The following is a 12,909-nucleotide window of genomic DNA, read 5'->3' as shown; positions in this document are numbered from 1 at the left end:
GGGTCAACCCTTCCACACCGGCTCGGCGAGTCGCAGGTGCGACCGCAGCGTGGGGCCGGTGTACGCGGTGCGGAAGGCCCCGCGCTCCCGCAGGAGCGGGACGACCCGGTCGACGAATCCGTCCAGGCCGCCGGGGGTGAGGTGGGGGACGAGGATGAATCCGTCGGCGGCCCCGGCGGCGACGAACCGGATGAGCTGTTCGGCGACGGTGCGGGGGCTGCCGACGAAGGACTGACGGCTCGTCGTCTCGATGACGGTCTGCCGGATCGACAGCCCCTTCTCCTCGGCCAGCGCCCGCCAGCGCGCCGCGACGACGAGCGGGTCGCCGTGCCTGACCCTGCCCCGGGCGAGCGCGGCCTCGGGATCCGGGTCGATGTCCGGCAGCGGCCCGTCGGGGTCGTAGGCGGAGAGGTCGCGGCCCCAGACCTGTTCCAGGGCCAGCATCGCGTTCTGCGGGGAGACCTGGAGACGGCGGATCTCGGCCGCCTCCTCCTGGGCGTCGGCGTCGCTGTCGCCGACCACGAAGGTGACCCCGGGCATGATCTTCAGCTCGTCCGGCGACCGGCCGTACTTCGCCAGCCGGGCCTTGACGTCGGCGTAGAAGGCGCGGCCCTCCTCCAGGGTGCCGTGACGGGTGAAGACGACGTCGGCGGCGGACGCGGCGAACTCCCGGCCCTCCGGGGAGTCCCCGGCCTGGATCACGACCGGGCGGCCCTGCGGGGAGCGGGGCACGGTGAACTCGCCCTCGACGGCGAAGTGCCGTCCGTGGTGGCGGAACGGGCGCGGGGTGCCCTCGGGGGTCCAGCTGTCCCACAGCTCCCGGGCGGTGGCCACGAACTCGGCGGCCCGGTCGTACCGGTCGGCCGGGTCGAGGTAGCCGCCGCGCCGGAAGTTCTCGCCGGTGAAGGCGTCCGGTGAGGTGACCACGTTCCAGGCGGCCCGGCCCTCGCTGAGGTGGTCGAGGGTGGCGAGGCGGCGGGCCAGTTCGTAGGGCTCGTTGAAGGTGGCGTTGAGGGTGGCGGCGAGGCCGATCCGGTCGGTGACGGCCGCCAGTGCCGAGAGCACGGTGAGGGAGTCGGGGCGGCCGACCACGTCCAGGTCGTGGACGCGCCCCTTGTGCTCGCGCAGCCGCAGCCCCTCGGCGAGGAAGAAGAAGTCGAACGTGCCCCGTTCCGCGGTGCGGGCCAGGTGCTCGAAGGAGGCGAAGTCGATCTGGCTCCCGGCACGGGGGTCCGACCAGACGGTGGTGTTGTTGACGCCCGGGAAGTGGGCGGCGAGATGCATCTGCGGGGGCGCGGTGGTCATGCCCGGTCTCCTCGGGTGGCGTACCGGTTGGCGGGGCGGGCCAGCCCGAGGTGCTCGCGCAGGGTGCCGCCGGGGTAGAAGGTGCGGAAGAGGCCGCGGTGCTGGAGCAGGGCCACGGTGCCGTTGACGATCCGTTCGAGGTCGCGGCCGGGGGTGATGGGGGTGAGGTGGAAGCCGTCGGCCGCTTCGGCGCGGTGCCACCGGGTGATCAGTTCGGCGAGGTCCACCGGGCCGCCCCGGTAGTACGAACCGCCCGCGGCCAGCGGCGGGCCGCTCGCCAGACCGGGCTCCTGGGCGCTCTCGGCGTCGCCCAGGTCGACGGTGAGCGCGACCAGGACCCGGAGCGTTCCGGGGTCGCGTCCGTACGCGGCGGCGCGGCGGCGCAGTTCGGCGCGGGCCTCGGCCGCCCGTTCGGGGGTGGTGGCCCGGATCAGGGCCACGTCGGCGTGGCGGGCCGCGGTCCCCCGGGCCGGGCCGCCCGTCGCGTCGACCACGGTCACCGGGCGGCCCTGCGGGGGCCGGGGGACGATCGCCGGACCCCGGACGGAGAAGAACTCGCCCTCGAAATCGATGTGGTGGACCTTGTCCCGGTCGATGAAGCGGCCGGTGGCGACGGACCGGATCTCGGCGCCGTCCTCCCAGCTGTCCCAGAGCCGGGCGCCGACGTCGGCGCACTCCCCCGCCTCGCGCCACAGCTCCTCGGCGGGCGCCGCCGGGCGGCGGCCGAACAGCCGGGCCTCGGCCTCCGTCGCCGACACGTCCGCCTGCCAGCCGGCCCGGCCCCGGCTCACCCAGTCCAGGGTGGCCACGGCGGACGACACGTGGAAGGGCTCGGTGTGGGTGGTGGTGACGGTGGGCACCAGCCCGATCCGGCGGGTGGCGGGGGCGACCCGGGCGAGTACGGCGAGCGCGTCGGGGCCCGGCCGGGCGAAGGAGTCGCCGAGCGTGACGAAGTCGAGGGCGCCGCGCTCGGCGAGCCGGGCGAGGCCGGTGTAGTGCGCCGGGTCGTAGCGGGGCGGGCCACCGATCTCGGCGGCGAGGTGCAGGGGCGCGGTCGGGGGCATGGGCGTACCTCTCGGGTCGGGGGAGCGCGGCCCGGGGCGTTTCGGGCCCCGGGCCGTGCGGGTGGCGTGGCTCGCCTCAGGCGAGGTCCCTCAGGAAGGCGAGTGCCGCGCGGGCGGTCGCGTCGTTCTGCCGGAAGGCCGGTCCGCCGGTGCGCGGCCGGGTGAACACCGCGCCGGTACGGGCGCTGGTGTACGGGCCGAGGGCGAAGCGGCGCCGGTGCGGCCGGCCGTCGCTCCACAGCACGTGGCCGGTGTCGGGGTCGACCGCGAGCAGTCCGCCGGCGGTGACGGCGGCCCCCTCGGCGTACAGCTCCTGGAGCAGTGGGCTGCGGGTGCGTTCCAGGGCGGGTCGGGGCAGCCGGGCCTCGATCAGGGTGCGGGCCGCCGTCCGCGGGCCGGGGACGGTGGTGGAGCCCGCCAGGAAGAGGCCGCGCCGTTCGTCGGCGGCGACGGTCGTCCCGGCGCCCAGGAACCGTACGATTCCGGCCCGGGAGAGCGCGAGGAGCTGGTGCAGCCGGGGTCCGGGCGGGCCGGAGGCGAGGAAGCCGAAGAACCCGGGCCACCAGTCCCCGACGTCGCCGAGGCGGGTCAACTGCCCGTGGACGGAGAGCAGTCCGAGGAAGACCGCGAGGTCCGCGCTGTGCGCGGGGTCGTGACGGCGCGCCAGGTCGGCGGCGACGTAGCCGCGCATCGCCTTCTGGAGGGCCTCGTGGGACGGGTGGCGCACACCGCGCAGCGGGCGGTCGAGCGCGTCGAGGTCGAGCCGGTCGGCGGGGTCGGGGACGGCGGCGGCGACGAGTGCGGCCAGTTCGGCCCCGCCCGGTTCGGCGGCGGCGTACCGCTCCTCGAAGTCCTCCCGGCGGCCCGTGGTGCGTTCGGGGTGCGCGGTGAAGAGCCGGTGGTAGTGGGCGTGTCCGAGCTCTTTGTCGATATGTGGCCACACATCACGCCGGAAGTCGAGCGGCCCGTCCGCCTTCAGCAGCGCCTCGATCCGGTCCGGGCCGAAGAAGCGCGGCAGCGGCGGCTTCTCGCCGTGCCATCCGTACCCGAGCTTGGAGTGGTACGGGACGCCCCGGCGCGATCCGACGTACAGCACCGGCTCCCGGCCGGACGGCAGGTACGCGCCGTCCGCATGGCGTCCGCCGCGCCCCTCGGTGAGCAGCACCATCAGGTCGACGAAGGCGAGTCCGAAGCCGCGGACGAGGACCGGTTCACCGGCGGGCACCGCGTCCAGGTCGGTGTCGGCGGTGAAGTCGGGCGGCAGGTGGAGAAGCCCGTGCCGCCGCGCGAAATCGGCCAACTCCACGTGCTCCGGCTCGGGTTCGGCCTCCAGATGGCCTACGGCGAGGACGACGGCGTCGGCGAGGAGCGGGGTGCCGTGCCCGGCCAGCCAGACCCGCTGGCGCCCCTCGCGCGAACCGGAGACCCGGACCGCGCTGCCCCGGTGCCAGTGGACGGTGACGCCTTGCGGGAGGGCGGCCACGGCCCGCTCGTACACCCAGCGCAGATAGGCGCCCTGCACCCGTCGGCCCGGGAAGCCGTCGTCCACCAGGGTGCCGATCCCGTCGCGGAGGCCGGTGTCGGTCCGCGCCCCGTCCGGGAGCTCCGCGCGGCCGCTCCGGACGTCGGCGGCCCAGGTGTGCAGCGCGGGTCCGGGGCGGACCGGCCCCGCCATGCGGACCGTGTCGTCCGTGAACATGGTGACGTCCTCGGCCCGGGAGTTCATCCAGAGCAGCGGCGACTGGCCGTGCCGCCAGATCCGTCCGCCGCCGGGCGGGTGCGGGTCGACGAGGTGGATGGTCAGCGGGTGGTCGCCGTACACGTCGGGGGCGTTGGCGGCGATGCGCTCGATCAATCCGGTACCGCTCGGTCCGGCGCCTATGACGACGAGTGCCGGTGTCCCGCTCACCGGGCACCGGCCGGGAGGCGCGCGGGACGGGTGGAGGCAGGGGTGTGCGCGGGCATGGGAAGGCTCCGTGGATGCAGAGATCGGACACGGGGTGCCTTCGGCCGTCACACAACGCGGACCGGGCCCCTCAGCGCCGGTCCGGCTCCGAGACAAGCGCCGACGACGGGGGGTTGTCAACGCCCGTCCACACTGTGGTCCCCTCGTCCAGGTGTGGTTGACGGCTCATCGGATGCCTGTTCCACTGGGTCCATGCATGCGCAGCAGCGGCTGGTCAAACGCTCCCACATCGACTTCGGTCGCGTGTGGTCCGCCTCCTGTTGAGCCGACCCCCCGCGCCTTCGCGCCTCCCGGCCCCGGACCCCGTACGGCATCCGGGTGCCGCTCCCCCCGTGCCTTCGGCACACGACGCAGCTTCCCCCTCCCCTCGCCGCGCCCTGTCGTACCGTCCGGTCCGGCTCCGTCAACCGCAGTCGCAGCCACAGTCGCAGCAGTCGCATCCGTCGCAGCACTCACCGCAGTTGCAGCAGCAGTCGCAACCCTCGCAGCAGTCCCCGCAGTCGCATTGGCTGCAGAGGCCCTCGCGGCGCTGACGGGTCCACGGGTCCTCGAACGTGCCGCAGCACATCTGGCAGGTGCAGGCCAGCCCCGCCCAGACCAGGCATCCGGCGACCAGACCGCGCCGGTCGCGCGGCGGCTCCGGCGGGGGCTGCGGCGGGCTCACGGGTCCGCCGGGCGCGTACGGGTTGCCCGGCGGCGGCCCGAAGGAGCCGTCCGGCCGGCCTCCCAACGGCACGCCGCTCCCGTCCAGGAGTACGCCGCCCGTCCGGTGCGAGCACGCCTCGGTGCCGAAGGCCCGGTCCACCGACCGGCGCAGCTCGTGCGCGAGCAGGACGTGGACCAGCTTTCCGTCGGTGAACTCGGCGTCGCGCAGCGCCAGGCGCACCCCGTGCACGGCGTCGTCGCAGAGCCGTCGCGCCTCGGCGCGCGAGGTGCCGGTCGCGGTGAGCGGGTTCCAGGCGCCGGACGCGGCGTCGGCCGCCTGGTCCTCCACGGCGTCCAGCAGATGGGCCAGGCGGCCGAAGAGGCGCCCCGCCTCGGCGAGCGGGACGGCGTTCCCCGGCCTCCCGGCGAGTACCGCGGTGTGGGCGAAGGCGGCCGCGGTGGCGGTCTCGGTGGGCTCGGTGACGGTGAGCAGCGGGGTGCCGGGGCCGGCGGCCAGCTCGATGCCGGTCTGCCGGTCGACGGCGTCCACCAGCAGCGCCGTGTCGAAGCCGAGCCGGGCTCCGGCGCGGGCACCGGCGCGGTCCCAGCCCGCGGCGACCCGGCGGGCGGCGGCCGCGACCGGACGGCGCCTCAGCAGGCCGTCCCCGTCCGCGACATGGTCCCGGACCTTCGCCGAGGCGAGCACCAGGGAGACGGCGGCGGCCAGCCGGGCCCCCTCGCCCCGGGCGACCGGGGCGGTGCGCATGGCGCGCAGCGGGCAGGGGCCCGCCGTACGCCGCCAGCCGGTGGTGCGCTCGGACTGGGCCTCCGTCAGGACGGAGACGATCAGCCCGTCGTAGTTCGTCACGATCCGGGCGAACTGGCCGTGGTCGGAGCGGAGAGCGAGACAGAGCCCGCAGAGGTGTGCCATCCACTCGGTCCTGAGCCCTTCGGACAAGCGATGGGTGCAGGGCCTGACGATTCCGAACACGACGTTCCCCCGGGAGTCGTTCACCTGTACGCCGGGCTCGTGCGCCCGGGCGACAGGCATCGTATTCGAGCGTTCCCCCACCCGTACGCCCCCGGCATCACCCGTCCGGCCCGAAGCATCATATTTTCTTTCCTTCGGACTCCCGATGCGGGAGAAACCCTGACGAATCGACAGATCTTCTGCACCAGTACCGTCACGAAACCCCTGCGCGCCGACTATCCACTTGGCGCACGATCCGCATCATGGACGACCATAGGGAGACGAAAGAGATGCGGAACATCACGGAACCGCGGTGAGAGGAGGCGTCCATGGGATCGGTGCGCAAGGCAAGTGCCTGGCTGGGCCTCGTGGAGGACAACGACGAGCGGTACTACGACGACGAGTACGCCGAGGGCGCGCAGACCGGGACCGGCCCGGCGTGGGTGACGGACCCCCGGGTCCAGGTCGCGGCGGAGGCCGCCGAGGAGACGGACCGTCGGATCGCCACCGTCACCCCGGAGAGCTTCCGGGACGCGCGGGCCATCGGTGAGCTGTTCCGGGACGGCGTTCCCGTGATCGTCAACCTCACGACCATGGACCCCACGGACGCGAAGCGGGTCGTCGACTTCGCCGCCGGACTGATCTTCGGGCTGCGCGGTTCGATCGAGCGTGTGGCCACCCGGGTCTTCCTGCTGACCCCGGCCGACACCCAGATCGTCACCGAGACCGCCGGCCGCCCGGCCGACGGCTTCTTCAACCAGAGCTGAGCAGGGTGCTCGCCGGACGGCCCGGGGCGGACGGGGCGCCGCTTCCTACCGGAAGGCGTCCAGGCCGGTGAGCGCCTTGCCCAGCACCAGCTGGTGCATCTCCACGGTCCCCTCGTACGTGAGCACCGACTCCAGATTCGTCGCATGGCGCATCACGGGGTACTCCAGCGAGATCCCGTTGGCGCCGAGGACCGTGCGCGCGGTACGGCAGATCTCGATCGCCTCCCGCACGTTGTTGAGCTTCCCGAAGCTGACCTGCTCCGGGCGGAGCCTGCCGGCGTCCATCCGCCGCCCCAGGTGGTGGGCGAGGAGGATGCCCTTGTGCAGCTCCACGGCCATGTCCGCGAGCTTGGCCTGGGTTAGCTGGAAGCCCCCGATCGGCCGGCCGAACTGCTCCCTGGTGCGCGCGTAGTCCACCGCCGCCTCGAAGCTGGCCCGGGCCGCGCCCATGGCGCCCCAGACGATTCCGTACCGGGCGTGGCTGAGGCAGCCGAGCGGACCGCGCAGACCGGTGACGCCCGGGAGCACCGCGTCGGCGGGCAGCCGCACTCCGTCGAGGACCAGCTCGCTGGTGACCGAGGCGCGCAGGGACCACTTGTGCTTGATCTCCGGCGCCGAGAAGCCCGGGGTGTCGGTCGGTACGGCGAAGCCGCGGATCCCCTCGTCGGTCTGCGCCCAGACCACCGCGACCCCGGCGACCGAGCCGTTGGTGATCCACATCTTGCGGCCGTCGAGCACCCAGTCCCCGCCGTCGCGCCGGGCACGGGTCCGCATCCCGGCCGGGTCGGAGCCGTGGTCCGGCTCGGTGAGCCCGAAGCAGCCGATGATCTCACCGGCCGCCATGCCCGGCAGCCAGCGCTGCCGCTGCTCCTCGGAGCCGTAGCGGTGGATGGCGTACATGGCGAGCGAGCCCTGTACGGAGACCAGGGAGCGGATCCCCGAGTCGGCGGCCTCCAGCTCCAGGCAGGCCAGCCCGTACTGGACGGCGGTGGCGCCCGCGCAGCCGTACCCCTGGAGGGACATCCCGAGCGCGCCGAGCGAGCCCAGCTCGCGGGCCAGTTCGCGGATGCCGGGCAGTTCGCCGTTCTCGTACCACTCGGCGATGTGCGGCAGGACCCGGTCGGCCGCCCAGCCCCGGACGGTGTCGCGGATCGCGAGGTCCTCCGCGCCGAACAGATCGTCGATGCCGAGCGGGTCGGCGGGGTCGAAAGGGGGGAGCTTCGAGGGCTCGGTGGTGGACATGCGACTGCCTCCGGCGGCTCGCGCGACGCTGAAACTAGCAGTGGTAGTTACGAACTCGCCCCGACGTTACGGCTCAGTGCGCCGCCCGTCCAGGGCCGGTCGCCCCGGCGGGTCGACCCTGGCGGGGGCGCGGCAGGGAGCGCTGCGGGCGGTCGGTCCCGGGGCTCTCGGACGGGGTTTCGCGCCCCTCGCACGCCGCCTTCGCACCGGCCGGTTCCTCCGTCTCCCCGGGCACCGGCGGGGAGTCCATCCGCCTCGGCAGCCGCAGCGCGGCGAACGCCCCGGCCAGCAGCAGGGCGGCGCTGACCAGCAGCGTGACATGGAGGCCCGTGACGAAGGAGGTACGGGCGGTGGAGCGCAGCACCGTACCCAGCGGCCCGCCCAGCCGGTCCGCCACCTGGTAGGCCTCGCCCAGCGAGTGGGCGGCCGCGCCCCGGGCCCCGGCCGGGACACCGTCGTCGGCGAGCTTCGAGAGACCGGGCGCGTAGGCGGCGTTCATGACACTGCCGAGCAGGGCTATCCCCATCCCCGCGCCCAACTGGTACGAGGTCTCGCCGATCGCCGCCGCTCCGCCCGCCCGGTCGGCGGGGGCCTCGCTGAGCATGGACTCGTACGCCCCGAAGAGGGTGGTCTGGAGCCCGAAGCCGAGGAAGACGAAGGCCACCGCGAGCAGGAGGGGCCGGTCGTGCTGACCCATCGCGGTCAGCACCAGCACCGAGACGGCGGTGATCACGAAGCCCCAGCCGACCATCCGGCGCGGGCCGACGAGACGCAGGGTGTACGAGCCGGTGGCGCCCGCGGCCATCGCGGCGAAGGTGAGCGGCAGCAGTCGCAGGCCGGTCTCCAGCGGGCTCAGGCCGAGGACGAGCTGGAGGTACTGCACGGCTATGAGTTCCAGGCCGACCAGGGCCAGCATGGCGAGGACGATGCAGCCCACCGCGGTGGAGAAGGCGGGCCGGGTGAACAGCCCGATGTCGATGAGCGGATTCGCGCGCCGCTTCTGACGGCGTACGAACACCACGAGCAGCACCGCACCGACCAGCAGCGGGACGAGCGCGGCCAGGGTCAGCGCCCCCTCGCCGGTGCCCACCCGCTTCACCCCGAGGACCACCCCGAGCACCCCGGCCGCCGCCATCAGCGCGCCCAGCACGTCCCAGGGGCCGTCGTGGCTGCCGCGCGACTCGGGCAGGAGCAGCCGCCCGACCGGCAGGACCAGCGCCATCAGCGGAACGTTGATCAGGAAGACCGAGCCCCACCAGAAGTGCTCGACGAGGAAGCCCCCGACGACGGGGCCGGCGGCGGCGCCCACCGCCGCGACCGCGCTCCAGACGCCGATCGCCACCGCCCGTTCGCGCCGGTCGGGAAAGACCTGGCGGAGGATCGACAGCGTCGCGGGCATGATCATCGCGCCGCCGACCCCGAGCAGGGCGCGTGCCGCGATGAGGACGGCGGGGCTGTCCGCCATCGCGGCGAGCGCGGAGGCGGCCCCGAAGAGCGCGTAGCCGAGCAGCAGCACCCGGCGGCGGCCGACCCGGTCGCCGAGGGTGCCGAAGAGGACCAGGAGCGAGGCGCAGACCAGCGGATAGGCGTCGACGATCCAGAGCAGGGCGGCCGCGTTCGGCCGGAGGTCCTCGGTGACGGCGGGTACGGCGACGTGGAGCACGGTCGAGTCGAGCGCCACCAGCAGGAGGCTGAGGCAGAGGACGACGAGGACGACCCATCGATGGGCACCGTCGGCCGCCGGGCGCAGCCGGAATCGGGCTCTGGTCGTCCCGGACATGCATGTACCTCCAAAGGTCCCTCGCGCGCGGCGGGCCATCCGGGAGCGCGGCCGTTCGCCGCCCCTCACGGCCCGGCGTCGGCGGGCGAGTGATCCGTCAGCGTACGCGAGTTCGGACCCCCCACACGTGGTCCATCTCATACCCGTTCCGGCCCGGAGATGTGGCATGGGCCACGCCGGGACCTGCGAGGACGCCCCCGGCGCCCGGCACAGGACGGTACTCGGCCGCCCGCGCGGAGCGTCCGCCGGGCCCGCGCCGGGAGCGGCGGGTGACCGGACCGGCACGTTCCGTTCCCCCGCCCCGAAGGGCCGGATAAATTCATACCGGCACCTCCTGCTCTTTTCTGCACGCGGCCAAACACCCTTCCGAAATGCGTGCGAAATCAATAGCGCCATCCCCCGCCCGGGACCGTTTGCGGGTCAGGAATAAAGACCTCACTGAGACATACTCCACATCACATCGTCATCACGAAGAGACCGGAACGCCCTGGTCCTGCACTCACTCGCTGTAACGTCGATTGGGTGCGTACCGACATCTTTGCCCGGCTGGACCGGGAGCCGGAGCCGCCGAAGATAGAGCCGCCGCGGATGAGCCGTCACCGCATCGCCCTCTTCGGCGGGACGCTGGCGTTCTATGTCGCCATCGTCGTGGCCGTGCTGGTCTCGTCCTGGCTGGTGACCCTGGACTGGAAGGTCATGCTGTTCCGGCCGTACCAGCAGTGGCCGGAGATCCACGCGTTCCTCGACTACTACGTCGTGCTCGGCCAGCGCGGGCCCACCGCCACGATGGTCGCCTGCTGGCTCGGCTGGCGCTCCTGGCGGCAGCACACGCTGCGGCCGCTGCTGACGCTGGCCGCCGCGCTGCTGCTGCTCAATGTGACGGTCGGCGCGGTGAAGATCGGCCTGGGGCGCCTCGGTCCGCACTACGCGACCCAGATCGGCTCCGCCGAGCTCTTCGCCGGCGGCGACATATTTCCCTCCGGGCACACCGCGAACGCGGTGGTGACCTGGGGAATCCTCGCCTATCTGGCCACCACGCCGAGGGCCCGGCGGTATCTCTCGGCGATGTCGGCCATCGTCTCGCTCGGCGTCGGCCTCACCACCGTCTATCTCGGTACGCACTGGCTGAGCGACGTCCTGCTGGGCTGGGCCGCCGGGCTGCTGATCATGCTGGGGCTGCCCTGGGTGGAGCCGCTGATCACCCGGGCCGAGGCCTGGATCTTCACCCAGCGCGAGCTCCTGGGGCTGGGCCGCCCCTCCCCCGCCCCCGCCCCCGCGGCGCCGGTCACGGTCGGCGGCCCCCGGACCGCTGTGCCGCTGCCGCAGCAGGACGGCGGCGAGATCCCCGTACGGAGCCTGGCGCCGGAGCCGGTGGCCACGGGCGGCGCGGGCGGACGCCCTCGGGCGCACGCGCCGCATCTGGCGCGCTCGGAACGGCCTCCGGTCACCCCGGCGGGCAGCCGCCGCCCGCCGCACGCGGACCGCACACCGCGCGGCGGCACCACCCCGGCCCGGCCGGTGGCCGGCGGCTGAGCCCCCGCGCCCGGGGCCGGTACGCCCCCGGACGACGAGAAGGCCCCGACTCCGGTCGGGGCCTTCCTCATGTGCCGGGGCGAACGCCTCTCAGCCGAGCCAGCAGCGGGTGACGACGGCGCCGTCGACCTCGAAGTTGATCCGTCCGCTGCGGAACTCCATCGTGACGACCGTCCCCGGCGGCAGGGATCTGACGGTGGTCCAGCCACGGCTGCGGGCGCGCCGCTCGGCGGCGTCGGCGGCGAGGCCGACGTACTGCCCGGGGGCGTCGTCGGGCTGGGCGGGCGGGGTCGGTATGGGTGCCATGCTCTTCACCGTAGGCCGGTTCGCCCGGCGACGGTAGCGGAGCCGCCCCCGCCGACCGGCATCCCCGCATCCCCCGCCGGTCACGCTTGTGTCACAGGATCACGACACGCCTGCCGTACGGATCACCCCGCACGGACACCCTCCCCGGACATCGGACACACAGTAATCACACAAGCGGGAGAACGATCACGTACAAGGTCGGAAATCGGATCGGAATACCCGGTGCCGGGTGTCGGGAATTTCCGATCCGAATGACCTCCGTAAAGGGCCGGGTCGCCGGGAATTCACGCTTCCTTATGGCACCCTTATCCTTTGGTCACAATATTTCGTACCGAAGCGGCGGCCCGCGCAGCGCTCAGTCCAGGGCCCGGGAGAGCCGGTCCCGGAGCCCCCTGATCGCGTCCCGCAGCTCCGGGGGTTCGGCCACCTCGAAGTCGAAGCCCGTCATCATCGCGTGGATGATCAGCACCTCCACGCCGTGCGCCCCGGTATGCAGCAGGCAGGTGTCGTCGTCGACCGCCTCCAGCACTCCGGCCGACGGCGAGATCCGCTCGGCGGCGCGGTCGATCCCCGCCTTCAGCCGGATCACCGCGCGGTCCGGGTACGCCCCGATGGAGACCCCCTTCGAGACGTAGGCGGCCAGATCCTCGGCGGGGCCCTCACGGGGGACGAACCTCGGGCCGTGCGGCGGGGTGGGGGTGATCCGGTCCACCCGGAACGTACGCCAGTCGGCCCGGTCCAGGTCCCAGGCGACGAGGTACCAGCGCCGCTCGGTGCAGACCAGCCGGTGCGGCTCGACGGCGCGCCGGGAGACGGAGCCGGAGTGGTCGCGGTACGCGAAGCGCAGCCGTTCGGCGTCCCGGCAGGCCCCGGCGAGTTCGGTCAGCACGCCCGCGTCGGCGACCGGGCCGGCGGGCCCGCGCAGCATCGGCACGGTGAAGGTGTTCAGCGCGTTCACCCGGCGTCTCAGCCGGTCCGGCAGCACCTGTTCGAGCTTGCCCAGGGCCCGTACGGAGGTCTCGCCGATGCCCTCGACGCCGTGGCCCGCCGCGGTGCGCAGACCGACCGCGACGGCGACGGCCTCCTCGTCGTCCAGGAGCAGCGGCGGCAGCCGGGCACCGGCACCGAGCTGGTAGCCGCCGCCGGTACCCGGGCTGGCGTGCACCGGGTAGCCCAGTTCGCGCAGCTTGTCGACGTCGCGCCGGACCGTCCTCGGGGTGACCCCGAGGCGGTCGGCGAGATCGGGCCCGGACCATTCGCGGTGGGCCTGGAGCAGTGAGAGCAGACGCAGCAGTCGTGCCGAGGTCTCCAGCATGGGGCGAGTCTGCCAG

At 73.7% G+C, this 12,909-nt stretch carries 10 protein-coding genes; 2 read left to right on the top strand and 8 right to left on the bottom strand.

Annotated features, from left to right (window positions below; all coding sequences use genetic code 11):
- Positions 1-3 precede the first annotated feature (3 nt).
- The 4 genes from ACF08W_RS12680 to ACF08W_RS12665 form a co-directional block, all read right to left on the bottom strand.
- Positions 4-1,284: an NtaA/DmoA family FMN-dependent monooxygenase gene (locus ACF08W_RS12680; RefSeq protein ID WP_392279366.1), complete on the bottom strand. Its 1,281-nt coding sequence runs from the start codon at positions 1,282-1,284 to the stop codon at positions 4-6.
- A gap of 17 nt (positions 1,285-1,301) precedes the next feature.
- Positions 1,302-2,369 (bottom strand): LLM class flavin-dependent oxidoreductase, encoded by a 1,068-nt coding sequence (locus ACF08W_RS12675; protein WP_392279254.1) that lies wholly within the window; start codon positions 2,367-2,369, stop codon positions 1,302-1,304.
- A gap of 76 nt (positions 2,370-2,445) precedes the next feature.
- Positions 2,446-4,278 (bottom strand): FAD/NAD(P)-binding protein, encoded by a 1,833-nt coding sequence (locus ACF08W_RS12670; protein ID WP_392279253.1) that lies wholly within the window; start codon positions 4,276-4,278, stop codon positions 2,446-2,448.
- Between the two features lie 460 nt (positions 4,279-4,738).
- Complete coding sequence (locus tag ACF08W_RS12665; RefSeq protein WP_385218186.1) at positions 4,739-5,911, bottom strand: DUF5685 family protein; 1,173 nt, start codon at positions 5,909-5,911, stop codon at positions 4,739-4,741.
- A 368-nt stretch (positions 5,912-6,279) separates the two neighbouring features.
- Here ACF08W_RS12665 and ACF08W_RS12660 point away from each other — a divergent pair, with 368 nt between their 5' ends.
- Positions 6,280-6,717 (top strand): cell division protein SepF, encoded by a 438-nt coding sequence (locus ACF08W_RS12660; protein WP_352279311.1) that lies wholly within the window; start codon positions 6,280-6,282, stop codon positions 6,715-6,717.
- Positions 6,718-6,762: 45 nt separating this feature from the next.
- Here the strand turns inward: ACF08W_RS12660 and ACF08W_RS12655 are convergent, their stop codons facing one another.
- The gene (locus ACF08W_RS12655) at positions 6,763-7,959 is read right to left on the bottom strand and encodes an acyl-CoA dehydrogenase family protein (protein WP_385218182.1); all 1,197 of its coding nucleotides are present in this window, start codon (positions 7,957-7,959) and stop codon (positions 6,763-6,765) included.
- A gap of 73 nt (positions 7,960-8,032) precedes the next feature.
- On the bottom strand, positions 8,033-9,739 hold the full coding sequence (locus ACF08W_RS12650) for an MFS transporter (RefSeq protein WP_385218179.1): 1,707 nt from the start codon (positions 9,737-9,739) through the stop codon (positions 8,033-8,035).
- A gap of 522 nt (positions 9,740-10,261) precedes the next feature.
- Between ACF08W_RS12650 and ACF08W_RS12645 the strand changes: the two genes are divergently transcribed.
- The gene (locus tag ACF08W_RS12645; protein ID WP_385218176.1) at positions 10,262-11,272 is read left to right on the top strand and encodes a phosphatase PAP2 family protein; all 1,011 of its coding nucleotides are present in this window, start codon (positions 10,262-10,264) and stop codon (positions 11,270-11,272) included.
- Positions 11,273-11,362: 90 nt separating this feature from the next.
- Here ACF08W_RS12645 and ACF08W_RS12640 read toward each other — a convergent pair whose 3' ends face one another.
- Both ACF08W_RS12640 and ACF08W_RS12635 read right to left on the bottom strand, forming a co-directional pair.
- The gene (locus ACF08W_RS12640; RefSeq protein WP_352279318.1) at positions 11,363-11,578 is read right to left on the bottom strand and encodes an I78 family peptidase inhibitor; all 216 of its coding nucleotides are present in this window, start codon (positions 11,576-11,578) and stop codon (positions 11,363-11,365) included.
- Between the two features lie 355 nt (positions 11,579-11,933).
- Positions 11,934-12,893, bottom strand: a complete 960-nt coding sequence (locus ACF08W_RS12635; RefSeq protein WP_392279252.1) for a helix-turn-helix transcriptional regulator — start codon at positions 12,891-12,893, stop codon at positions 11,934-11,936.
- Positions 12,894-12,909 lie beyond the last annotated feature (16 nt).

The sequence above is a fragment of the Streptomyces sp. NPDC015144 genome (assembly GCF_043079735.1).
Lineage (GTDB): Bacteria > Actinomycetota > Actinomycetes > Streptomycetales > Streptomycetaceae > Streptomyces.
The sequence above is the reverse complement of the archived record's forward strand: the minus strand, read 5'-3'. Positions and strand labels throughout refer to the sequence as shown.